This is a genomic window from Belnapia arida, from assembly GCF_016773205.1.
Taxonomy (GTDB): Bacteria; Pseudomonadota; Alphaproteobacteria; order Acetobacterales; family Acetobacteraceae; genus Belnapia; species Belnapia arida.
In genome coordinates this window covers 18,559-41,055 of the sequence record NZ_JAETWB010000029.1, presented here as the reverse complement: position 1 = coordinate 41,055, position 22,497 = coordinate 18,559, and the positions used below count along the sequence as shown (strand labels likewise).

General features: G+C 70.4%; 23 protein-coding genes. 11 read left to right on the top strand and 12 right to left on the bottom strand.

All coding sequences use genetic code 11. From position 1 onward, the window contains the following. Nucleotides 1-65 precede the first annotated feature (65 nt). The 4 genes from JMJ56_RS26525 to JMJ56_RS26510 all read left to right on the top strand — a co-directional run bounded on the left by JMJ56_RS26525 (nucleotide 66) and on the right by JMJ56_RS26510 (nucleotide 3,109). Nucleotides 66-617, top strand: a complete 552-nt coding sequence (locus tag JMJ56_RS26525) for a D-glycero-alpha-D-manno-heptose-1,7-bisphosphate 7-phosphatase (RefSeq protein ID WP_202834765.1) — start codon at nucleotides 66-68, stop codon at nucleotides 615-617. Between the two features lie 87 nt (nucleotides 618-704). Further along, on the top strand, nucleotides 705-2,237 hold the full coding sequence (locus tag JMJ56_RS26520) for a PAS domain S-box protein (RefSeq protein WP_202834764.1): 1,533 nt from the start codon (nucleotides 705-707) through the stop codon (nucleotides 2,235-2,237). A gap of 177 nt (nucleotides 2,238-2,414) precedes the next feature. Continuing rightward, on the top strand, nucleotides 2,415-2,594 hold the full coding sequence (locus JMJ56_RS26515; RefSeq protein ID WP_202834763.1) for a CsbD family protein: 180 nt from the start codon (nucleotides 2,415-2,417) through the stop codon (nucleotides 2,592-2,594). A 212-nt stretch (nucleotides 2,595-2,806) separates the two neighbouring features. Further along, entirely contained in the window at nucleotides 2,807-3,109 is a 303-nt protein-coding gene (locus tag JMJ56_RS26510) for a CsbD family protein (protein WP_202834762.1), read from the top strand. A 45-nt stretch (nucleotides 3,110-3,154) separates the two neighbouring features. Here the strand turns inward: JMJ56_RS26510 and JMJ56_RS26505 are convergent, their stop codons facing one another. Then, a complete protein-coding gene (locus tag JMJ56_RS26505) occupies nucleotides 3,155-4,879 on the bottom strand; it encodes a glycosyltransferase family 2 protein (RefSeq protein WP_202834761.1) in 1,725 nt (574 codons plus the stop codon). 107 nt (nucleotides 4,880-4,986) lie between these two features. Here JMJ56_RS26505 and JMJ56_RS26500 point away from each other — a divergent pair, with 107 nt between their 5' ends. The 3 genes from JMJ56_RS26500 (at nucleotide 4,987) to JMJ56_RS26490 (ending at nucleotide 8,196) form a co-directional block, all read left to right on the top strand. Continuing rightward, on the top strand, nucleotides 4,987-6,090 hold the full coding sequence (locus tag JMJ56_RS26500) for a hypothetical protein (RefSeq protein ID WP_202834760.1): 1,104 nt from the start codon (nucleotides 4,987-4,989) through the stop codon (nucleotides 6,088-6,090). Between the two features lie 144 nt (nucleotides 6,091-6,234). Further along, nucleotides 6,235-7,617, top strand: a complete 1,383-nt coding sequence (locus tag JMJ56_RS26495) for a leucyl aminopeptidase family protein (protein WP_202834759.1) — start codon at nucleotides 6,235-6,237, stop codon at nucleotides 7,615-7,617. Between the two features lie 165 nt (nucleotides 7,618-7,782). Next, complete coding sequence (locus tag JMJ56_RS26490) at nucleotides 7,783-8,196, top strand: MarR family transcriptional regulator (protein ID WP_043361185.1); 414 nt, start codon at nucleotides 7,783-7,785, stop codon at nucleotides 8,194-8,196. Between the two features lie 54 nt (nucleotides 8,197-8,250). Here JMJ56_RS26490 and JMJ56_RS26485 read toward each other — a convergent pair whose 3' ends face one another. From JMJ56_RS26485 to JMJ56_RS26465, 5 genes are all read right to left on the bottom strand, one after another. Then, on the bottom strand, nucleotides 8,251-9,183 hold the full coding sequence (locus JMJ56_RS26485) for a 2-hydroxyacid dehydrogenase (protein WP_202834758.1): 933 nt from the start codon (nucleotides 9,181-9,183) through the stop codon (nucleotides 8,251-8,253). Nucleotide 9,184: 1 nt separating this feature from the next. Continuing rightward, on the bottom strand, nucleotides 9,185-9,628 hold the full coding sequence (locus tag JMJ56_RS26480) for a hypothetical protein (protein WP_202834757.1): 444 nt from the start codon (nucleotides 9,626-9,628) through the stop codon (nucleotides 9,185-9,187). After that, a complete protein-coding gene (locus JMJ56_RS26475; RefSeq protein ID WP_202834756.1) occupies nucleotides 9,625-11,226 on the bottom strand; it encodes an ABC transporter ATP-binding protein in 1,602 nt (533 codons plus the stop codon). Before JMJ56_RS26475 ends, JMJ56_RS26480 begins: the two co-directional genes overlap by 4 nt. Continuing rightward, a complete protein-coding gene (locus tag JMJ56_RS26470; RefSeq protein WP_202834755.1) occupies nucleotides 11,223-12,257 on the bottom strand; it encodes an ABC transporter permease in 1,035 nt (344 codons plus the stop codon). Before JMJ56_RS26470 ends, JMJ56_RS26475 begins: the two co-directional genes overlap by 4 nt. A gap of 77 nt (nucleotides 12,258-12,334) precedes the next feature. Then, nucleotides 12,335-12,553, bottom strand: a complete 219-nt coding sequence (locus tag JMJ56_RS26465) for a DUF3072 domain-containing protein (RefSeq protein WP_043361174.1) — start codon at nucleotides 12,551-12,553, stop codon at nucleotides 12,335-12,337. A gap of 225 nt (nucleotides 12,554-12,778) precedes the next feature. Between JMJ56_RS26465 and JMJ56_RS26460 the strand changes: the two genes are divergently transcribed. Further along, nucleotides 12,779-13,882 (top strand): extracellular catalytic domain type 1 short-chain-length polyhydroxyalkanoate depolymerase, encoded by a 1,104-nt coding sequence (locus tag JMJ56_RS26460; RefSeq protein ID WP_202834754.1) that lies wholly within the window; start codon nucleotides 12,779-12,781, stop codon nucleotides 13,880-13,882. Nucleotides 13,883-13,932: 50 nt separating this feature from the next. Next, the gene (locus JMJ56_RS26455) at nucleotides 13,933-14,883 is read left to right on the top strand and encodes an aldo/keto reductase (RefSeq protein ID WP_202834753.1); all 951 of its coding nucleotides are present in this window, start codon (nucleotides 13,933-13,935) and stop codon (nucleotides 14,881-14,883) included. A 50-nt stretch (nucleotides 14,884-14,933) separates the two neighbouring features. On the opposite strand, the gene JMJ56_RS26450 is transcribed toward JMJ56_RS26455, so the two are convergent. Next, a complete protein-coding gene (locus JMJ56_RS26450) occupies nucleotides 14,934-15,254 on the bottom strand; it encodes a hypothetical protein (protein WP_202834752.1) in 321 nt (106 codons plus the stop codon). 158 nt (nucleotides 15,255-15,412) lie between these two features. Here JMJ56_RS26450 and JMJ56_RS26445 point away from each other — a divergent pair, with 158 nt between their 5' ends. After that, complete coding sequence (locus JMJ56_RS26445; RefSeq protein WP_052214123.1) at nucleotides 15,413-16,291, top strand: manganese catalase family protein; 879 nt, start codon at nucleotides 15,413-15,415, stop codon at nucleotides 16,289-16,291. Nucleotides 16,292-16,354: 63 nt separating this feature from the next. Continuing rightward, nucleotides 16,355-17,671 carry a chromate efflux transporter gene (gene chrA / locus JMJ56_RS26440; RefSeq protein ID WP_202834751.1) on the top strand — a complete coding sequence of 439 codons (1,317 nt, stop codon included), beginning with the start codon at nucleotides 16,355-16,357 and terminating at the stop codon, nucleotides 17,669-17,671. Between the two features lie 44 nt (nucleotides 17,672-17,715). On the opposite strand, the gene JMJ56_RS26435 is transcribed toward chrA, so the two are convergent. The 5 genes from JMJ56_RS26435 to JMJ56_RS26415 all read right to left on the bottom strand — a co-directional run bounded on the left by JMJ56_RS26435 (nucleotide 17,716) and on the right by JMJ56_RS26415 (nucleotide 22,454). Then, nucleotides 17,716-18,189, bottom strand: coding sequence for an AAC(3)-I family aminoglycoside N-acetyltransferase (locus tag JMJ56_RS26435; RefSeq protein ID WP_202834750.1), 474 nt, complete (start codon nucleotides 18,187-18,189; stop codon nucleotides 17,716-17,718). 63 nt (nucleotides 18,190-18,252) lie between these two features. Next, nucleotides 18,253-19,425 carry a BaiN/RdsA family NAD(P)/FAD-dependent oxidoreductase gene (locus JMJ56_RS26430; RefSeq protein ID WP_202834749.1) on the bottom strand — a complete coding sequence of 391 codons (1,173 nt, stop codon included), beginning with the start codon at nucleotides 19,423-19,425 and terminating at the stop codon, nucleotides 18,253-18,255. A 147-nt stretch (nucleotides 19,426-19,572) separates the two neighbouring features. After that, entirely contained in the window at nucleotides 19,573-20,532 is a 960-nt protein-coding gene (locus tag JMJ56_RS26425) for a sterol desaturase family protein (RefSeq protein WP_202834748.1), read from the bottom strand. 3 nt (nucleotides 20,533-20,535) lie between these two features. Beyond that, the gene (locus JMJ56_RS26420; RefSeq protein WP_328702476.1) at nucleotides 20,536-21,282 is read right to left on the bottom strand and encodes a polysaccharide deacetylase family protein; all 747 of its coding nucleotides are present in this window, start codon (nucleotides 21,280-21,282) and stop codon (nucleotides 20,536-20,538) included. Continuing rightward, a complete protein-coding gene (locus tag JMJ56_RS26415; protein WP_202834747.1) occupies nucleotides 21,279-22,454 on the bottom strand; it encodes a YVTN family beta-propeller repeat protein in 1,176 nt (391 codons plus the stop codon). The genes JMJ56_RS26420 and JMJ56_RS26415 overlap by 4 nt, the downstream gene beginning before the upstream one ends. Nucleotides 22,455-22,497: the final 43 nt, after the last annotated feature.

Below are 22,497 nucleotides of genomic sequence, written 5' to 3'. Positions count from 1 at the left end.
GTCATCCGCCTCGACGCTGGCCGCATCGCACAGGACGGTACCGTCACCGAGGTCCTCGGCGAACCGTGAGGCGGGCGCTCTTCCTCGACCGCGACGGCATCGTCAACATCGACCATGGCTATGTGCACCGGCCGGACCAGGTGGCGTTCGTCCCCGGCATCTTCGCGCTCTGCCGGGAGGCGGCGGCGCGCGGGCTGCTGCTGGTGGTCGCAACCAACCAGTCGGGCATCGGGCGGGGGCTCTACACCGAGGACAACTTCCACGCGCTGATGCGCTGGATGGGCGAGCGCTTCGACCATGAGGGCGCGCCGCTCCACGCCGTGGAATACTGCCCCGACCATCCGCAGCACGGCATCGGCCGCTACAGGCGCGAGACGCCGCGGCGGAAGCCGGGGCCGGGCATGCTGCTGGATGCGGCGTCGGCGCATGGCATCGCGCTCGGCGCCTCGCTGATGCTGGGCGACAAGGCGAGCGACATGCAGGCGGCGCTCGCCGTCGGCATCGGCACGCGCATCCTGGCAAGCGAGGATGCTGCCGAGGTGGCGAAGGCACCGGCCGGTACGCTGGTGCTGCCCTCGGTCGCCGCCGTCGCCGCCTGGTTCGCCGGCACAGCCTGACCGGCGATGACGACGCCCCCGGAACTCGGGGCGGCCATTCCCCCTTTCGTGCCACGGCCGTAGCGGCCGCACGAACGAGGGTTTCCCATGGCGGATCAAGGAGACGAGACATTGTTCCCCGCCCGGCATCAGGCGGACCACCGGCAATTGCAGCAGCTCGTCACCGCCCTGACCGAGGGTGTCATCCTCATCGAACTTGACCAGACCATCGCCTGGGCCAATCCGCGCAGCCTCGAGATGCATGGCATCGAGCGGATCGAGGATCTCGGCCGCACGGTCTCGGATTACCGGACGCGCTTCGAGCTGCGCTACCGCAACCAGCACCGCCTGCCCGAAGGGGCTTATCCGATGGAGCGCATCCTCTCTGGCGAGGCCTTCGACGAAGTGGTCGTGCAGGTCGCGCCGGCAGGCAGCGCGGAGCCGCTCTGGACGCACCGCATCCGCAGCCTCGCCCTCACCGATGCCGATGGCCGTCCCGATTGCCTGGCGCTCATCCTCAGCGACGAGACGGAGCGGTACGACGCCGAGGAACGCTTCGAACGGACCTTCGGCGCGAATCCTGCGCCGGCGACGATCCTGCGCCTCGCCGACCTGCGCTACGTGAAGGTGAATGCCGGCTTCCTCGAACTCACCGGCTACACGCGCGAGGACGTCATCGGCCGCTCGCTTTACGAACTCGACGTGCTCGATGGCGCTGACCAGCGCGAACTCGCGGTCGAGCGGCTGCGCGAGGGCCGGACTGTCCCGCAGATGGAGGCCTCGCTGCGGCTCGCCGATGGCAGCGCCAAGCTCGTCATCGTCGCCGGCCAGCCGATCGACGTAGGCGACGCGGCCTGCATGCTCTTCACCTTCGCCGACCTCGAGCCGCGGCGGCGGGCGGAGACGCTGCTGCGCCAGAGCGAGGAGCGCTTCGCCAAGGCGTTCCGCCTCGCGCCCGTGCCCATGGCGATCACCGAGACCGAAGATGACGGGTTGCGCTTCGTGCTGGTCAACGACGCCTTCCGGCAGACCTTCGGCCATGCCGAGGCCGATGTGCTCGGCCGCGGCGCGACGGAGCTGCACTTCTGGGAAGACCAGTCGGCGCACCAGGAATTCGAGCGCCTGCTCGCCGAAACCGGCACGGTCCAGGCCTTCGCCACACGGCTCCGCCCGCGGGAAGGCGAGGCAATGGACTGCCTGGTCTCGGCCGAGACCGTCAGCATCCAAGATCGGCCGCACGCCCTGCTGACCTTCCTCGACATCACCGAGCAGCGGCGCACCGAGGCGGATGTCGTCGCCGCTCTCGAAGCGGTCATGCAGGACACATCGTGGTTCCACTACACCATGCTGCAGGCCCTTACGCGCCTGCGCCAGCCGGGCCGTCGCGGCACGAAGCCGGGCGGCGAGATCGCCGACATCTCGGGGCGCCGCCGCGAGGTGCTTGGGCTGGTCTGCGAAGGACTCGACAACAACGCCATCGCCAGACGCCTCGGCCTGTCCCTGGCCACCGTGCGCAACCACGTCAACGCGCTCTATGCCCGGACCGATGTGCATAGCCGGGCCGCCCTCGTCGTCTGGGCGCGGGAGCAGGGGTTTACAGGAGCGACACTCCAATCCGGTCGCGTGAAACATCGAAAATAGCGCAAATGCCCTAATTGATTGATGCATCTGCTTCCATTGTCGCTGCGCTTCGGCACCCAAAATCGTGCGGCACCAAACGGAACCTGCCCGGTTCGATCAGGTTATGGACCGGCCCCCGGCTGGATCGCCGCTCCGGGTCAAGGTGCCGTCTGGGCACGAACAACAAGGAGGGTTCACATGGACAAGGATCGTATTGCCGGTGCCGCGAAGCAGGTGAAGGGCTCGGTGAAGGAGGCGATCGGCAAGGTCACCGGCGACGCGGCAACCCAGGCCGAGGGTGTTGCCGAGAAGGCCGAGGGCAAGGTGCAGAGCGGCGCGGGCAAGGCGAAGGACACCGTCCGCGACATCACGCGGTAACATTGGCTCAGTCGGTCCTGCGTCGGGCCAGCGCAAGGCCGAATGGGCCGGTTCCTCGCCCGGCGCGTCACCAGAGCCCGCTTGCCGGGGCGGAACACAAGCGGCCGACCCGGCTTCCTCGCACTGCTGCCGGGGATGGCGGCGGCCTTGGCCGGCGCTGGCCGCCTGATCCATCGACCTAATCATCCCATGAAACGAGAAGGACTCGAACCATGAACAGCGACAATCTCGAAGGCGCCGCACGCGGCGTGGCCGGCAAGGCCCAGGAAGTTTTCGGCGAGGTCACCGGCAGCGGCAGCCAGCGTGCCGAGGGCGTCGCCCGCCAGGTGGCCGGGCAGGCGCAGGAGGTCTACGGCGATGTGCGCAAGGGCGCCGAGGCCGCGGCGAGCCAGGTCGGGCATGTGGTGAAGCAGCAGCCGGCGATCGCGCTGCTCGTCGCCGGCGTCATCGGCTATGCGCTCGGCGTGCTGACTGCCAGCTCCCTTGGCGGCCACAGCCGGCGCCACTGGTGGTAAGGCGACGGGGGAGGCGAGGCATCGCCTCCCCTGACTTCGAGGGCGCTATCCAGCCTTGTCGTCGGCAGGGGCTGGCGCGGTGGGGCCTGCCGCGTGCCGCCTAGGGCGCGGCAGGGCGTCCGACAGCACCGGGATCGGGTGGCTGTAGTCGAGATTGGGATTGGCGAAGGGATCGCGCCGCAAGGTCTCGCCCCAGCGCCGCTGCATATGGGCGATCTCGCTGGCGAAGCGCCGCGCCTTCGCCCCGGTCACGTCATCGCCGCGGGTGGCCGATTCGTGGTGGTACAGCTCTGCGAGCGGCGTCCACAGGATGCGCCAGCCGGCCTCGCGGATGCGCAGGCAGAGATCGATGTCGTTGAAGGCGACGGCTAGCGCCTCCGCATCCAGCCCGCCTACCGCCTCGAACACCGCCCGCCGCACCGCGAGGCAGGCCGCCGTCGCCGCGGAGACCTCACGCACCAATCGGAGGGAGCCGGCATGGCCGGCGGCGCCGGGCGCGGCTTGTGGCAGGTAATGCCCGGCGACGCCGCCCTGGCCGATCACCACGCCGCCATGCTGCAGAGTGCCATTGGGGTAGAGCAACTTCGCCCCGACCGCGCCGATGCCCGGCCGCAGCAGCAGCCCGACCATCTCGCGCAGCCAACCGGGGCCGATCACTTCGATGTCGTTGTTCAGCAGCAGCAGCACCTCGCCGCGCGCCTCGACCGCGGCCCGGTTGTTGAGGGCGGAGTAGTTGAAGGGTCCGGGCGCGGCGAGGATGCGTACCCGCGGGTCCCGCCGCAGCCGGTCGAACAGGGCGAAGGTCTCGAGGGCGGTGCTGCCGTTGTCGACGATCAGGAGTTCGATCGCTGGGTAGTCGGTGCGCCCGAGCAGGCCGGCGGTGCAGGCCTCCAGCATGGCGGCGCCGTCCCGCGTCGGGATGATGACGGAGACGAGCGGCGCCGGATCCGGCACGGCTGCGGTGAGTGGCAGCCAGCCAGGCTCCCGGCCGGGCGCCTGCCGCCGGTGGTACAGCACCTGCGGGAGGTGGCGGAGGCATCGCGGTCCGTGGGCGGCGACGAGGCGCGTCGCCAGGGCTTGGTCCAGCCGGTCGTCCTGCGTCAGCGCCGCCCGCCGGACCACGCCGAGGCGGCAGGCCAGATCCTGCTGGAGCAGCAGCACGGCATCGGCATCCGGCTTGAACCAGGGGCTGTGGCGCAGGCCTTTGGCGTCGATCCGGTCCTCGTCGGAATAGGCCAGCATCGCCTCGGGATGGGCAGTCAGCTCCGCCGCGACGGCCAGGAGCGCATGCGGTGCCAGCCGGTCGGCGGCCGGTAGGGTTGCGAGCCAGTCGCCGCTGCCGAGACCGGCGGCCGGCCCCGGCGGCAGCAAGCGAATGCGCGGATCACCCGCCGCCAGTTCCACGAGGGCCGACGAGGCTTCAGGCGTGACCAGACACAGCTCCCAACCTGGGTAGAGCTGGCCGTGCAGCGCCTCGATGGCCGCGCGCAGCTCCACCACCGCCTCCCCCTCGGCCGGCATCACCAGGGAGATCACCGGCCCCGCCGGAAGGGGGGCGGCGACGGCCGGTCCCTGCCGGGCGAGCCAGGCGCGGTAACTCACCGGATCGTTCGGGTCCTGCAATTCGTCGCGAGTGAGCCAGGGCACCTGGCGCAGCATCCGCCGCGCCAAGCCGCCTAGACGCAGTCGGAACGGCAGGGCGGAGGCCGGCAGGAGCTCCCAGAGACCGTGCCAGAGGCGCCGCAAGGTCCGGCCGGGCAGGAGGGGCATCGCTTGGTCCTTGGCTGCGATTCGTGCGAGACGCCGACGTCTTGGCATCCGGACCGAGTCCGACCAAGGCCCGCCCTTCCCTCCCGCCGGACCAGCCCCTCCTGCCCATGAATTTCGAGCCCTATCGGCTGACCGCGCTCACCGAGCAACCGCCCGGATTGCGCCGCGCCATCCATGGCTACAGCACCGCCGGCACCTGGGGCCGACTGGCGCGGCGGGTGCTCGAGGTTGGGCTGGAAGTCGGCCGCAGCCTGCCTCGGGATGCCTGGCGCCGCCTGAACCCCGGTTTGCCACCCCTGCTGCGGCTGGAGCCAGGCGAGGATGCCCGGCCCGGGGCGCGCAGCGTCGCACTCTATGTTCATTACGCTGCCTCCGGCCGCATTTCGGGAATGGTCCTGCGGCAGGTGGCGGCGCTGGCGGCGGAGGGCTTCGCCGTCGTGTTCATCACCATGGCGGCGGCGATGCCGGAGGAGGACTGGCAGGCGATGCGCGCCCATGCCGCGCTGCTGGCGCAGCGGCGGAACTTCGGCCTCGACTTCGGCGCCTGGCGGGACTTGGCGCCGGAGACGGCACGGCGCTGGCCGGAGGCCGCGGAGCTCATGCTCGCCAATGACAGCGTGCTCGGCCCGATCCGCCCGATGGGGCCGGTGATCGCGGCGCTGCGCGGCGGCGGGGACGGGCTCTTCGGCATGACGGAGAGCATCCAGGGCGGGCCGCATCTGCAGAGCTACCTGCTGCTTGCGCGCGGCGCGGCGGCGGTGGGCGATGTGCATCGCTTCCTGGCCGCGATGCGGATCAGCCATTCCAAGTGGCTCGTCGTGCAGCGGGGCGAGTTGCGCTTTGCCCGCTGGATGCGCGGGCGCGGGCACCGGGTCGCGGCGCTGTTCGGCTATGGGCGGCTGGCCGGGGCGGTGCTGGCGGACCCTGCGGAGCGGGCACTGCTCGCCGCCTCACACCCGCTGCTGCGGGGGCTGGAGGCGATGGCGCCGGAGGCGCGGGCTGCGCTGCTGGCGGAGCAGCCGCTCAACCCGACGCATCACCTTTGGGCGGCGCTGGTCCGCCGCCTCGGCTTCCCCTTCCTGAAGACGGAGTTGGTGCGGCGCAATCCGGGCCGCCTGCCGGGGGTGGAGGACTGGCCGGCCCTGGTACCGGCGGAGGCGCCCTGCCCGCCCGCGGTGATCCGCGACCATCTGCGCGGGTTGGTATCCTAGGAGGCGAGAACCGTTTTCGTTACTTACCTGTTGCGATTTACTGGACATTGCTCGGCCATCAGAGCAGGTTAAGCGCGGGCCACACGCGAAGGTTGTGGATCGCTTGGCCCGGCGACCGTCATCCCATCAGGATTCCGGAGACCCATGCTCGATTGCCTCGCCGCGCCAGATGAGAATGCCTTGCCGTTGCATTATACCGGCCCGGCTGGTCTCGACGCGCTGCTGGGGCGGCTGCCGGCAGCGGCAGGCGGCTTCCTGCGGACCATCGGTTTCGCCGGACGGGCGCAGGAACTGGCGCTGCTGCCGGGCGAGGCAGGGCTGGCTGGCGCGGTCCTGGGCCTCGGCGAGGGCACGGTGACGCCCTGGTCCTTCGGCGCCCTGGCCCAGGCCCTGCCCGCCGGCAGTGCCTGGCGGCTCGTCGAGCCGGCGCCGCATGGCGAGGCGGCGGCGCTTGGCTGGTGCCTTGGCGCCTATCGCTTCACCCGCTTCAAGGCGCCGAGGCAGGCCCCGGCACGGCTGGTGCCACCACCGGGCAGCGATACGGCCATCGCCACAGCCGAGGCGACCTACCGGGTCCGGAACCTCATCAACATGCCCGCCAACCTGCTCGGCCCGGCCGAGCTGGCGGCGGAGGTGCAATCTCTGGCCGAGGCGCATGGCGCCACCTGCCGCGTCATCGAGGGCGAGGCGCTGGCGGATGGCTTCCCGGCCCTTGCCACGGTGGGCCTTGGCAGCCCGCGGGCGCCGCGGGTCGCCATACTGGAATGGGGCGAGCCTGGGGCGCCCCTGGTCGCGCTCTGCGGCAAGGGCGTCTGCTTCGACACCGGCGGGCTCGACTTGAAGTCACCCTCCGGCATGCTGCGGATGAAGAAGGACATGGGCGGCGCCGCGACCGTGCTGGGCCTTGCCGAGCTGGTGATGCGGCAGCGCCTGCCGGTACGGCTGCTGGTGCTGGTCGGCGCCGTCGAGAATGCCGTCTCCGGCCATGCCTTCCGCCCGATGGACGTGCTCCGCACCCGGGCCGGCCTCAATGTCGAGATCGGTAATACCGATGCCGAGGGGCGACTCGTCCTCTGCGACCTGCTGGCTTTTGCGGCGGAGCGGGAGCCGGCGCTGATGATCGATTGCGCGACGCTGACCGGCGCCGCCCGGGTTGCACTCGGGCCGGATTTACCCGCGCTTTTCACTCCTGACGATGCGCTCGCGGAAACGCTACTGGCCGCGGGGCGGGAGACTCATGATCCAGTATGGCGCTTGCCTTTGCATGACGTTTACGATTCCTGGCTGGATAGTACGGTAGCGGACATGAACAACGTCTCGTCTCGACCGATGGCTGGGGCGATCGTTGCTGCATTATTTCTGCGGCGTTTCGTGCCCAAGGGCGTCCGTTGGGCGCATCTCGACCTCTACGCCTGGAACGACGCCAACCGTCCTGGACGGCCAGAAGGCGGAGAAGCTCAGGCTTTGCGGGCCCTGGCACAGGGTTTCGCAGATCTGTTCGGGGCGGCAAGGGGGCCGACCCGGTAACGAAAACGAGATGGTGGGGAAACTTTTCAGGTCTAGCCGCTCTGATGCATGAGCGGGAAAGCGTTATCCAAGACTGAAGTGACTGCGTTGTCGATGCCGGCCAGCAGGCCAGAGCCTGGGCGCCGGACTGTTCAAAGGCCCACAATGGGCGAGGGGATTGGAGCTATGGCGGTACAGAGCAACCCCGACCAGCTGGTCGGCATTCTGCGGGACACGGTAGTCGCCCTCGTCCGGCGCGATGGACCTGATCTTTCGGCGCGCCAGCTTGGCGTGTTCCTTACGGTCTACCTGACCGACGGCCCGCATACGGTGCGTGGCCTGGCGGCCGAGCTGAACGTTTCCAAGCCGGCGATCACCCGGGCGCTCGACCGGCTCGGCGAGCTTGATCTCGCGCGCCGCAAGGTGGACCCGATGGACCGCCGCAGCGTCATCGTGCAGCGCACGCTGAAGGGCACCGCCTTCCTGCGCGACATGCGCCAGATCATGTCCGAGGCCGAGACCACGACGCATGAGATGCCGGCAGTCGCCAACGAGCCCGCCAATGCCGACACGGCCCGCGAGAACCGCAAGGCCGGCTGAGCTGCGCCTATCCAGGATCCCCGCAAAACTGCACGGCAGTTTTGCGGGAAGGTGTCAGTAGCCGGCGGCGAGGTCGACCAAGTTCAGGGACGCGAGGCCCGCCCGCGCCCGATGGATGTTCTCCACGACCTGAGGTGCTGCGCTGCGGGGGATGGTGATGCTGGCGGCGTGGGGCGTCAGCACGACCTTGGGGTGCATCCAGAAGGGGTGCTCTGGTGGCAGCGGCTCCGGCTCGAAGACATCGAGCGCGGCGCCGGCAAGGCGGCCGCTGTCGAGCGCGGCCAGCACGTCTGCTGCGACCATATGGCCGCCGCGGGCGGAATTGAGTAGATAGGCGCCATTGGGTAGCAGGGAGAGCCGCGGCGCGTTGAGCAAGCCGCGCGTTTCCGGCGTCAACGGCAGCAGGCAAACAAGGATGTCGCTGCGGCGGAGCATGGCGGCGAGGCCGTCATCGCCACAAAATCCTTCGACGCCGGGGAGCGACCTCGGCCGGCGCGACCAGCCCATCACCGGGAAGCCGAGCGCCAGCAGGGCGCGGGCCGCATCGCCGCCGAGCGCGCCGAGGCCGAGGATGCCGATGTGGCGCCGCGCGGTGTCGGGCGCCGGCAACTCGTTCCAGAGCTTCGCAGCTTGTTGGGCACGATATTCGGGGTCCTGGCGGTGGAAGCGCAGCACGTTGAGCAGCACCCATTCGGTCATGCCCTGGGTCAGCCGGTCATCGACCAGCCGCGCCACCGGCACGCCCGGCGGCGGGCCCGGCGGGCGCAACAGGTGGTCCACCCCGGCGCCCATGGAAACAAGCAGCTTCAGGTTCGGGTAGCGGCGCAGCTCTCCCAGGTCATGCGCCGTCCAGCAGACCGCGGCCTCGATGTCCGAGGGATCGCCGGCCTCGGGGAAAAGGCGGATCTCGAGACCCGGATCCACCTCCAGCAGGGCATCGCGCCAGTCCTCCATGGTGGAGGCCTTGGTCGAGAGCAGCACGGCCATCCTATTTCCCCTTCGGCTCGAGTATCTGCAGTTCCTCGGGCAGGGCGCGCACCCAGTCCCGCCAGCTCTGCCGGGAGGTCGCCGCCCGCTCCTCGCCATCGGCGAGGCGGGCATAGAGGCTGAGCACGCCCTGCGACCACCAGAAATCGAATTGGCGTTCGTCGGCGAGGACGAGCGCCGCGGTGCGGTCGAAGACGCCGTCCTTCACCCGTGGCAGCTGCTTCGCCAGCCACCACCAGCAGCCAGCCGCCAGCACCACCGCGCCGAGATAGAAATGCACCAGCATGGTGCTGCCGAAGGACAGGACGAGGATGACGGCCGCCGGCGCCACGTTCTCCATGCTGCGGTAGACCGGGCTGCCCGGCGAGTTCATCCGGCGGATATGCACGCCGAGCTTCACCTGCCCTGCCGTCATCAGGGCGCGCAGCCTCTCCAGTTCCGTCATGCCCCCGCCTCGGCCCGTAGATCGAACGCCGCCGCCATCAGCGCGCGGGTATAGGGCTCGCGCGGCGCGGTGGCGAGTTGCTCCGCCTCGCCTTCCTCCACCACGCGCCCGTCCTTCAGCACGATGATGCGGTGGGCGAGCGCGCGGACTACGCGGAGGTCGTGGCTGATGAAGAGATAGGCGAGGCGGTGCCGGGCCTGGAGTGCCCGCAGCAGCTCCACCACCTGGGCCTGGACGGTGACGTCGAGCGCGCTGGTCGGCTCGTCCAGCACCAGCAGGCGTGGCTTGAGCACGAGGGCGCGGGCGATGGCGATGCGCTGGCGCTGGCCGCCGCTGAACTCGTGCGGGTAGCGGCCGGACATGGCCGGGTCGAGGCCGACCTCCTCCAGCGCGTCGGCGACGGCGGCCTCGCGGGCGGCGCGGGCAAGGCCGGGCTCATGCACCTCGAGCCCCTCGCCGACGATTTCGCCGGCGGAGAGGCGGGGCGAAAGCGAGCCGTAGGGGTCCTGGAAGACGATCTGCATCCGCCGCCGCAGCGGGCGCAGGGCGCGGCGGGAGAGTGGCTGGATGTCCTGGCCTTCGAAGCGGATGGCGCCCTGGCTGCCCTCCAGCCGCAGCAAGGCAAGGCCGAGCGTGGTCTTGCCGCTGCCGCTCTCGCCGACGAGGCCGAGCGTCTCTCCCTCCCGCACCGCGAGCGAGACGCCGTCGACCGCCTTCACCGCCCCGACCTGGCGGCGGAGCAGGCCGCGGCGGATGGGGAAGTGGACGCGTACGGCCTCGGCCTCCGCCACCAGTGGCGCGCCGGCGGCGATGGGGGCCGGGCGGCCGTGAGGCTGGGTCGCCAGCAGCATCCGCGTATAGGGGTGCTGCGGGGCGGCGAAGAGGGCGGCGGCGACATCCTGCTCCACCGCCTCCCCGTCGCGCATGACGACGACGCGGTCGGCATGGCGGCGGACGATGGCGAGGTCGTGGGTAATAAGCAGCATCGCCATGCCGAGCCGCGCCTTGAGGTCGGCCAGCAGCTGCAGGATCTGCGCCTGGATGGTGACGTCGAGCGCCGTCGTCGGCTCGTCGGCGATCAGCAGCTTGGGGTCGTTGGCCAGCGCGGCGGCGATCATCACCCGCTGGCGCTGGCCGCCGGAGAGCTGGTGGGGATAAGCGGCGATGCGTTCCTCGGCGCGCGGCAGGCCGGCGATGCGCAGCAACTCCAGCACGCGGGCGCGCAGCGCGGCGCCGGCAAGGGGGCGGTGGAGCGTCACCGCCTCCCCCACCTGGCGGCCGATGCCGTGCAACGGGTTGAGCGAGGTCATCGGTTCCTGGAAGACCATGCCCGCCACGCCGCCGCGCAGCCGTTGCAGGGCGCGCTCGTCGGCGGCGAGAACATCGGTGCCGTCGAGGGTGATGCGGCCGGAGAGGATGCGCGCGGCGGGCGGCAGCAGGCGGAGGGTGGACAGCGCCGAGAGCGACTTGCCGCTGCCGCTCTCGCCGACCAGGGCGAGCGTCTCGCCGCGGCGGAGGGTGAAGGAGAGGTTGCGGACCACGGGGCGCGGGCCGAAGGCGAGGGTCAGGTCCTCGACCGCGAGCAGCGGCGCGCTCATCGGCCGCCGCCCGGGAGCTTGCGCGGGTCGAGCGCGTCGCGCACCGCCTCGCCCACGAAGATCAGCAGGGTCAGCACGCCGCCGAGGACGATGAAGCCGGTGAACGCAAGCCAGGGGGCCTGGAGGTTGTTCTTGCCCTGGCTCAGCAGCTCGCCGAGCGAGGGCGAGCCGGGCGGCAGCCCGAAGCCAAGGAAGTCGAGCGAGGCGAGGATGGTGACGCTGCCCGAGAGGGTGAAGGGCAGGAAGGTGAGCGTCGCCACCATCGCATTCGGCAGGATGTGGCGGGCCATGAGGCGGGTGTCGGAAACGCCGAGGGCGCGGGCGGCGCGGACGTAGTCGAGGTTGCGGCCGCGGAGGAATTCCGCCCGCACCACGCCGGTCAGCGCCATCCAGGAGAAGGCGAGGAGGAAGGCGAGCAGGATCCAGAAGCTCGGCTGGATGATGCTGGCGAGGATGATCAGCAGGAAGAGCTGCGGCATGCCCGACCAGATCTCGATGAAGCGCTGGAAGAGCAGGTCGGTCAGCCCGCCGTAGAAGCCCTGCACCGCGCCGGCGGCGATGCCGATGGCCGAGCCGAGGATGGTGAGCGTGAAGCCGAACAGCACCGAGATGCGGAAGCCGTAGATGACGCGGGCCAGCACGTCGCGCGCCTGGTCGTCGGTGCCGAGCCAGTTGCGGGCCGAGGGCGGCGAGGGCGCCGGGCGGCCGAGGTCGCGCACCACCGTCGCGTAGGAATAGGGGATGGCGGGCCAGAGCATCCAGCCGCCGCGCTGCGCGATCTCCTCGACCAGGGCCGGGTCGTGCCAGTCGGCCTCGGTGGGGAGGCCGTCGGGAAGGATGTCGCTCTCGGCATAGTCGGCGAGGACGGGGACGAACCAGCGGTCATCCACCCGCGCCATCAGCGGACGGTCGTTGGCGATGAATTCGGCGAAGAGGGTGACGACGAAGAGCGCGGCGAAGATCCAGAGGGACCACCAGCCGCGCCGGTTCGCGCGGAAATTTGCCAGCCGTCGCGCATTCAGCGGGGTCATCGGCTGGTGGGGAGCCTGTCCGAGGTCATCCCCCCTGCTTAAGCATGGGGGGATGCCTCGGGACAAGCGGGCGGAGGCTACTTGCCCCGGCCGGTCTTGGCCTGCAGCTCGTCGATGCGGCGGGAGGCGTCGGCCTTGGTCAGCTCTGGGTCGAATTCCTCGCCGGCTTCCTCGCTGAGGGTCTTGAGGTAGCTGGCCTGGGCGCCGGTCATCTTCTCGTCGCCGGTGGTCCAGTCATCCGGGTCCTTGATGGTGTTGGAGCCGGGCTCGGCGTCGGTCTTCGGGTTCTCGGTCATGGAAAGCTCCTTGGTCGTGTTCCCTTAACGTTCATGACCGCTTGGCGTTGCAGCCTGGAATACGAGGAGACAAAAACCCATGTTGCAGTGCAGCGAAACCCGGGCCGTACCGATACGCTAGGGCCGCATGAGACGCGGGCCATTCCGCACACCGCCCGAAAGGATCAGCCTTTGAACCAAATGCGCAGCCGCCTGTCCGACTTGGTTCGCCAGTCGCAGGCTAGGATGAGCGCCGCGGCCGGCGCCGCGACGGATGAAGGCAGCCTCGTCGAGCTGGCCGGCTTCGGCCCCGATCCCGGGTCGGTCCGCATGCTGGCCTATTTGCCGGATGAGCTGCCCCAGGGCGCCCCGCTGGTGGTTGCCCTGCATGGCTGCACCCAGACCGCGGCGGGCTATGCCACGGGCAGCGGCTGGACGACGCTTGCCGAGGCCGGGCGCTTCGCCGTGCTGCTGCCGGAACAGCGCCAGGCCAACAACCCGAACCGCTGCTTCAACTGGTTCGAGGCGGGCGACTCGACGCGCGGCCAGGGCGAGGTCGCCTCCATCCATTCCGCCATTCAATACATGGTGGCGACGCGGGGTATCGACCCGAAGCGGGTCTTCGTCACCGGCCTGTCGGCCGGCGGAGCCATGGCAGCCAACCTGCTTGCCACCTACCCGGAGGATTTCGCCGCCGGCGCCATCATCGCCGGCCTGCCCTACGGCGCGGCGAGCAGCATGCCGGAGGCCTTCGAGGCCATGGCCACGGGCAAGCCCCGCGCAGCGGCCGACTGGGCGGCGCTGGTGCGGGCGGCCTCGCCGCACCGTGGCCCTTGGCCGCGCGTCTCCATCTGGCAGGGCGATGCGGATACCACCGTCCGGCCGGCTAATGCCGAGCAACTCACCCGGCAATGGGCGGCGCTGCACGGCACCACCGGGGCGCCGGTCGAATCGGGCAGCGGCACGCACCGGGCGGTGGCCTGGCGCGATGCCAAGGGGCAGGTGGTGCTGGAGCATCACACCGTCGCCGGCATGGCGCACGGCGTGCCGCTGGATGCCAGCGGCATCGGCCAGGCAGGGCCCTACTTCCTCCAGGCCGGGATCGGCTCCACCGCCACCATTGCCGAGTTCTTCGGCCTGCCGGTGGAGCAACCGGTGCGCCAGCCGCAGGGCCAGGCGCGCCCGGCCGGCGCCGCTGCGCCCCGCACGGTCATCGACCAGGAGGGGAACCGGGCCGAGCAGCCCGCGGCAGGTGAGGATTTCAGCCTGGGCGGGATCAAGCTCACCTCGATCGATCCGGGCGGGGTGATCCGCAAGGCGCTGACCGCGGCCGGGCTGATGAAGGGCTGACATAGCCCGGGGCCGACCCCATGCTCCTCCCCACCCCAGGGAGATGGAGCATGGAACAGCGCAGCCTCGGCCGATCCGGCATCAAGGTCCCGCCGCTGATGTTCGGCGGCAACGTCTTCGGCTGGACCATCAACAAGGCCCACTCGCATCGCATCCTGGACCGGCTGGTGGATGCCGGGCTCCACGCCATCGATACGGCGGATGTCTATTCCGCCTGGGCGCCGGGCCATCAGGGCGGCGAGAGCGAGACCATCATCGGCGAGTGGCTGAAGGCGAGCGGCAAGCGCGGGCAGGTCGTCATCGCCACCAAGGTCGGCATGAAGATGGGCTCAGGCGAGCAGGGCCTCTCGCGCGCCTGGATCATGCAAGAGATCGAGGCCAGCCTGCGCCGCTTGCAGACTGATGTCATCGATCTCTACCAGGCGCACAAGGACGACGAAACGGTGCCGCTGGAAGAGACGCTCGGCGCCTTTGCCGACCTCATCAAGGCAGGCAAGGTGCGAGCCATTGGCGCCTCCAACTACAGCGCGCCGCGGCTGAAGCAGGCGCTGGAGGTGAGCACGAGAGACGGCCTGCCGCGCTACGAAACCTTGCAGCCGCTTTACAACCTGATGGACCGCAAGGTCTTCGAGGAGGCGCTCGGGCCGCTCTGCCAGGCAGAGGGCATCGGTGTCATCAACTACTATGCGCTGGCCTCGGGCTTCCTCAGCGGCAAGTACCGGTCGGAGGCGGATTTCGGCAAGAGCAAGCGCGGCGGCAACATGGGCAAGTACCTGACGCCGCGCGGGCTGAAGGTGCTGGCGGCGCTCGACGCCGTCGCCGGCGAGACAGCGGCGACGCCGACGCAGGTCGCCATCGCCTGGCTGCTGGCGAAGCCAGCGGTGACAGCGCCGATCGCCAGCGCCACCAGCGCCGACCAGTTGGAGGATCTGCTGGGCGCGACGGCGCTCGGCCTCAGCCCGGCGCAGGTGGCGGCGCTCGACGAGGCGAGCGCGGAGTAACTCCCCCGCGAAAACGCTGCGCGGCTTCGCGGGGCACCCGGTTTCCGCGCCTACCCCTTCCCCGTCATCCTGGCGAAGACGGCCCGGTCCCGGTTCTCCTGCATCAGCATGCGGAAGCCCGGGATCGTGTCGAGGCCGAGGCCGAGCGGGATGCCGGTCTCCTCGTCCGCAGTGACCTTCGCATAGCTCTCGCCGGTGAATTTCTCCCATTTGCCGGCGGGCTTCTTCACCTCGATATGGACGACCGTCGCCTTCAACACCATCCGCACGATCGCCTCCTTCGGCGAGGAGGGCTTGGTGAGGCTCGGGTTGCCGGCGATCGTCACCCAGCCATTGGCCATCGCCCAGGCAGTCAGCTCTTCCTTGGTCATCGGGGACATCCTCTTGCGCGTGCAGCGATAGTCCGAAAGCGTACGCCTTGCACGGGGGGCTTCACGGAAGGCGGAGAGGCGCGGCTCGTTGCCTGGCTCGGCCCGAACCCATGCCAGTCCCATTGGTTCGGGGGGGACCAACCCTGTTGGAGGTCCAGATGTTCTATACCGATGGCAAGCTGCAATACCCCGTCCGCGTCGAGCGGCCCAACCCGGTCTTTGCCCGCGCCCTGCAACAGGCGATCGGCGGCGTCGAGGGCGAGATCCGCGTGATGATGCAGTATCTCTTCCAGGGCTGGGGCAGCCGCGGCCCGCAGAAGTACCGCGACATGCTGATCAACACCGGCACCGAGGAGATCGGCCACATCGAGATGCTCTCGACCGCCGTGGCGCTGAACCTCGAGGGCGCGCCGCTCTCCTTCCAGGAGGAGGTCGCGGCCGATCCGGTGGCGGGCGCGGTGCTGTCGGGCATCAACATGCGCCACATCCTCTCGACCGGCCTCGCGGCGACGCCTGAGAACAGCAACGGCGTGCCGTTCAACGCGAGCCATGTCTATGCCAGCGGCAACATCGCCGCCGACATGTACGCCAACGTCGCCGCCGAGGCGACCGGGCGCGTGCTGGCCACGCGGCTCTACAACATGACCGAGGACGCGGGGATGAAGGACATGCTCTCCTTCCTCATCGCCCGCGACACCATGCACCAGCAGCAATGGCTGGCGGTGATCGAGGAGCTGGGCGGATCGACGGCGAACCTCCCGGTGCCGAACAGCTTCCCGCAGGAGCAGGAGGCGACGCAGTTCTCCTACGCCTATTTCGGCCATCGCATCGATGGGCAGGTGCCGGCCGGGCGCTGGACCGAGGGCACCTCGATCGACGGCAAGGGGCAGTTCAGCCCGATGAAGTCGGAGCCGCTCGGCGGGGTACCGAGCTTGGCGCCGCCGCGCCCCGACAGCGGCGCGCAGTCCGACCAGATCAGCGCCTCGCCGCTCGCGGCCAACGACCCGCTGGCCGGCGGCACGCCGAGCGTCGCCTGACTGTCACGGATCCGGAGTGGGCAGAGCCTTCCCCGGATCTTTCCTGTCCTGCTACAGCGGGACATGGCCTTCCCCTCCTTCTCCGATGCGCTCCGCGTCTGGCTGCGCATCGGCTTCCTTTCCTTCGGCGGACCCGCCGGCCAGATCGCCCTGATGCACCGCGAGGTGGTCGAGCAGCGGCGCTGGGTATCCGACGCACGCTTCCTGCATGCGCTGAATTTCTGCACGCTGCTGCCGGGGCCGGAGGCGCAGCAGCTTGCCACCTATCTCGGCTGGCTGATGCATGGCGTGCGCGGAGGCGTGGCGGCGGGGCTGCTCTTCATCCTGCCTGGCGCGGCGGTGATGCTGGTGCTCTCGGCCATCTACGCCGCCTTCGGCGAGGTGCCGCTGGTGGCGGCGCTGTTCTTCGGCCTGAAATGCGCCGTGCTGGTGCTGGTGGTCGAAGCGCTGCTGCGCGTCGCCCGGCGGGCGCTGAAGGGCACCGTGCCCTGGCTGCTGGCAGGGGCGGCCTTCCTTGCGCTCTTCCTCTTTGGCCTGCCCTTTCCGGTGGTGGTGCTGGCCGCGGCCCTGGCTGGGCTGGCGATGCCGGAGGCCTTCGCCGGCGGCGGGCATGGCCGGGCGCAGGACGGCCCCCCTGCCCTGCTCGACGCGCTGATCGCTGCGGAGCCGGGGCGCATCCCGCGCATGGCGGGCGCGGCGCGGCGGGCGGGGCTTGCCGCGCTGGCGCTCTGGCTCTGGCCGGTCGTGCTGCTGATGCAGGCGGGCGGCCTCCTTGGCGACCTCGCCTGGTTCTTCTCGAAGATGGCCGTCGTCACCTTCGGCGGCGCCTATGCGGTGCTCGCCTATGTCGCGCAGGAGGCGGTGGAGGGCTATCGCTGGCTCTCGGCCGACCAGATGCTGGCCGGGCTGGGGCTTGCCGAGACGACGCCGGGGCCGCTGATCCTCGTGCTGCAATTCGTCGGCTACATGGCGGGCGGCACGCTCGGGGCGCTGGTGGTGCTGTGGGTGACCTTCCTGCCCTGCTTCGCCTGGATCTTCCTCGGCGCTCCCTATGTGGAGCGGCTGCACGACATGCCGCGGCTGCGCGGGGCGCTGGCCGGGGTGACGGCGGCGGTGGTCGGCGTCATCGCCAACCTGGCGCTGTGGTTCGGCCTGCGGGTGCTGTTCCGCCTGATCCGCGAGGTGCCGCTCGGGCCGATGCGGCTGGAGGTGCCGGTGCTGGCAAGCCTCGATTCGCTGGCGCTGCTGCTGGCGGTGCTGGCGGGGGTGGCACTGTTCCGGATGAAGCTCGGCGTGGTGCAGACGCTCGGCCTCACCGCGCTCGCGGGGCTGGTGCTGAAGCCGGCGGCGGACTGGCTGCTGGCGGGGTTCGGCGGGTGATGGAGGCTGCCCTGCTGAATGGCTGATCGCAGCGGAAAGCGGGCTCAGGACGCACTTAGTTTGGCTTCAATGTCGAAGTGCAGGACCTCCTCACGGGCGCCGAGTTTCTCATAGAGAGCGATGGCGGGATCGTCGCCGTGATCCGCCTGGACGAAGATGACCCAGGCCTTTCGTTGCACGGCGATATTGCGCAGCAGCTCGATCATCCCGGTCGCCAGGTGCTGCCGTCTGTGCTCCGCCGCAACGGCCAGGTCGTAGATGTAGACTTCCCGGCGCATTCTCTCGGCCTTGTCGAATTCATAGGCAACCAGTCCGCCGAGAACCTTGCCCTCCGCCTCTGCGACGACGGCGATGATGTGCTCCTTTGCCAGGAGGCCTTCCAAGTAGGCTTCGGTTGACGGAGCTCCCCGATACGTCTCATGGTCGCCGGAGGCCTCGGCGAAGACGTCATTCAACTGACGGAGAAGCAAGCCATCGCCGGGGCCGAGGCGGCGAAAGACGGCATGTGGGCGCGACATGGCCCAAGGATAGTCAGCTTCGAGAGCACGGTCATCGGACCCGAAGCCCTTCGTGCGGGGCGGTCACACCGCTTCGCCCGCGACCCAGCCGCTGCTCCAGGCCCACTGGAAATTATAGCCGCCGAGCCAGCCGGTGACGTCCACCGCCTCGCCGACCACGAAGAGGCCGGGAACCGCCTTCGCCTCCATCGTGCGGGAGGACAGCGCGCCGGTATCGACACCGCCGAGCGTCACTTCGGCCTTGGCATAGCCCTCCGTGCCTGCGGGCCGCAGCTCCCAGTGCTTCAGCATCCCGGCGAGGGCATCGAGGGCACGATCCGGCAGCTCCGCCATGGGCTTCGCCGGCAGATGCGCCTCGGCCAGGACGGCGGCGAGGCGCGTGGGCAGCAGCTCGCCAAGCACCGTCTTCGGCTCGGCCCTGGGCCGGGCGCGCTTGCGCTCGCGCAGCAGGGTCGCGGCATCGAGCTTCGGCAGCAGGTCGAGGGCGATGGCCTCGCCCTCCCGCCAGAAGGAGGAGATCTGCAGGATCGCCGGGCCGGAAAGGCCGCGATGGGTGAAGAGCGTCGCCTCCGGGAAGGAGCGCTTGCCGCAGCGGGCGATGGCCGGCAGGGCGAGGCCGGAGAGCGGGCGCATCAGCGCCAGCGCCTCACCCTCGAAGGTCAGCGGCACCAAGCCGGGCCGCGGCGCGACGAGGGGCAGGCCGAAGCGGCGGGCGATGTCATGGGCGAGGCCGGTCGCGCCCATCTTCGGGATGGACAGGCCGCCCGTCGCCAGCACCAGGGCCGGCGCCGAAACCTCGCCCTGCCCGGTCGCAACGCGGAAACCGTCCGCCTTCTCCACGCCGCTGACGCGCTGGCCGAGCCGCAGTTCCACGCCGGCCGCGGCGCATTCCGCCAGAAGCATCGCCACCACCGCCCGCGCCGAGCCGTCGCAGAAGAGCTGGCCGAGCGTCTTCTCGTGGAAGGCGATGCCGTGCCGCCGCACCAGTGCGATGAAGTCGTGCTGCGTGTAGCGCGCGAGCGCCGAGCGGGCGAAATGCGGGTTGGCGGAGAGGAAGCGGTCCGGTGCGCAATGCAGGTTGGTGAAGTTGCAGCGCCCGCCGCCGGAGATGAGAATCTTCCGCCCGGCCTCCGGCGCATGGTCGAGCACCAGCACCCGCCGGCCGCGCCGCCCGGCGCTGACGGCCGCCATCAGCCCGGCGGCGCCGGCGCCGAGGATGATGGCATCGTAGGGCATCAAGCGAGGGTGACGGGGGCGGCCAGCAGGTGGCGGCGATGCATGGGGAGCCCTCCTGCGGCAGGTCGGCCATCAGCATAGCCGCGCCGCGTCACGTCCGACATCGCCCTCGGTGCCGCCGACCCCGGAGCGGCCTCCGCCTTTGCCCTAGTCACGTCCGGCAAGCGCCAGCGCCACCCGGCGGAAGCCCGCCCATTGCTGGCGGAGCCAGCCGCCGGTCGCCATCGTCTCATCCATGCCGGGGGCGCCGGTGCGGGGATAGGCACGCCGGTTCCAATCGGCGGTGCCGAAGATCCAGTCCCAGACCGGCAGCAGCACGGCGTAGTTCTTCCCCGTCGCCCCGGCGGACAATACGCCATGGTGCAGCCGGTGGAAGCGCGGCGAGACGATCAGCCGCTCCCCCAGCCGGCCATAGCTGAGGCGGACATTGGCGTGGCTCATGCTCTCGGCTAGGCGCAGCACCAGCAGGATGAAGGGGAACTGTCCCGGCGGCACGCCGATCAGCAGCGCAATGCCACCGAACCAGAGCGCCGCCAGCACATCGTCCAGGATGTGGTTGCGGTCGTCGGTCCAGAAGGTCATCTGCCGCTGCGCATGGTGGATGGCGTGCAGCGCCCACCACCAGCGGAAGCCGTGCTGCGCCCGGTGACGCCAGTACTCGCCGAAATCCAGCACCACGACATAGACAAGGAAGGCAAGCAGCGGTGCGGCGCGGAGCGGGGGGAACAACTCCTCCAGCGTCGGCGGCAGCAGCCCGGCCTCGGTCAGCCAGCCCTCCCAGCGGGATTGCAGCGAGGCGAGCAGGACGAAGGCGACCAGCGGCAGCACCCCGAGCCGGGCGAGAAAGGTATAGACCATGTCGGTGCGGACGGCCCGCCGGTCTGCCACCGGCTCGACCGGCCGCCAGGCTTCGAGCGGCCGGCAGACCAGATAGACCACGGCGATGGTCAGCAGGCCGTAGAGGCCGAAATCCAGCCAGTCATAGGCATCCTCCGCCCAGTCCATCAGGCCGAGCGCATAGAAGGCGGGCTGCACGAGTGTCTCGAAGAGCCAGCCGGTGACGGCGGCCCAGGCGGTGGTGAAGGTATCGGTGGTGAAGCTGTCCATGTCTCAGGCCTTGCCTTGCGGCGGCAGGGTGGCGAAGCAGAAGCCGCGCGCCTGGAGGCCGGCGATCACTTCCTCCAGCACATGGGCGAAGGGGTCCTGGCGGCTGCGGATGCCCCAGTGCATCACCACCACCTCGCCATCCCGCGTATCGGCGATGGCGCGGCGGGCCAGCGCGGCATTCGGGTGGGCAGCACTGTCCAGCTCGTCGCCCCAGAAGCCGCGCGCGGTCCAGCCCTGGTGGCGGAGGCCGCAGGCGGCGGCGAGGGCGATGGCGTTCGGCGTCGTCCGCCCGCCCGGGGCGCGCCAGAGCGGCAGGATGCGCGCCTCGGGCGCCATCTGGCGCAGGCGGGCGATGGGGCGCTCCAACTCGGCGCAGAGGGCGCGCAGGTCCAGAACCTCGCTTCCCGGCCCGGTGCGGTTGGCGTAGCGGACTTGGCCCGGCGCCGGGTCGCCCCGGAAATACCAGTGCCGCCAGGTATGGCTGGCGAAGGCATGGCCCTCGGCCGCCCGGGCGCGCCAGAAGGACGCCCAGCTGTCGTCGAGCGTGCGGTCGCCGCGGAAGGTCGGCTCATCGGCGACGAAGAGCGTCGCCCGCACGTTGCGGCGCCGGAGGATGGCGGCGATCTCCTCCGCCTCGCGGCTCCAGCCGGTGTCGATGGTGAGGTAGACGGTGCCGCCGCAGGCCGTCTGCTGGGCGGCCGCGGCAAAAGGCAGTCCGGCGAGGCCGCCGAGCAGCGCGCGCCGCCTCACCGGCGCATCCAGTGGCGCCACCAGGACGCGGCCTCGGCAGGCGCGGCGGGCTGCGACGTGACGGCGGCGGGGACGGGTGCCGGCGCCACCGGCGCCGCGCGCACCGACTGCACCGGAGCCTCGCTCTGGAGGTCCTCCGGCTCGCTCGCGGCAGTGGCGGGGCGGGGGCCGGGCAGGCCGGCGCTCGGCACGGGGGCCATCGGCTCCCGCCGTGGCTGGACGAAGATGCCGTGCGGCGAGCGGCCGACGGGGATGGCCTCCGCCTGGCCCGTCGCCGTGTCGACCACCGCGACCTTGGCGATCCAGCGCAGGGTGACCCACATCTTGCCCTCGGGGTCGAAGGCGATGCAGTCCGGCCCGCCGGGGATGTCCCAGCGCGCCTTCGGCTCCAGCGTCTGCGGGTCGAGCACGGTGATGCGGCTGTCGACCCGGCTGGTGACGTAGAGCGCGCGGCCGTCCGGCGCGGGGAAGACGGTATGGGCGCCGCGGCCGACGAAGACGGTGCGCTCCAGCCTGGCCTCGGCCGGATTGACGACGGCGACGTGGTCGGAGCCCATGACGCCGACCAGCAGCCGGCCGTTGTTCCAGATGACGCCCGCCGGCTGCGAGCCGACCTCGACGGACCAGACCGGCTTCCGCTCGGCGAGGTCGATCGCCATCAGCCGCCGCGCGCCCTGGAGGGTGACATAGGCGAATCTGCTGTCGGGCGAGAAGGCGAGGTGGCTCGGCTTGTCCGGCACCTTGAGCCGGGCGAGCAGGGTGCGGCTGCCGGCCTCGTAGATGTCGACCTGGTCGCGGCGCAGGCTGGTGACCACCAGGTACCGCCCGTCCGGGCTGTGCTCCATGTGGTAGGGGTTGCTGAAACGCTCGCGCCGGGTCACCTCGGCCGTGGCGGGATCGAGGAAGAGTAGCTCGTTGCCGCCCGAATCGCCGATCATCAGCTCACGCCGGTCGGGGGTGAGGATGAGGTGATGCACCTCCCGTAGCACGGGGATGCGCCGCACCTCTTCCCGGCTGATGCTGTCCACCACGCTGATGGAGGCATCGGCCGAGTTGAGGACATAAATCAGGTTGGCCCGGGCAAGGCCCGGCAGGGCAAGGGCCAGGGCGAGAGCCGTGGGCCAGAGCGGCCGCGGCCCGCGCTGCCGCTCTGGCGTGTTGTCTGATCGCATTTTCCGGGTCGTCCGGCGCTCCGCGCCGGACTTGAAAATGCTC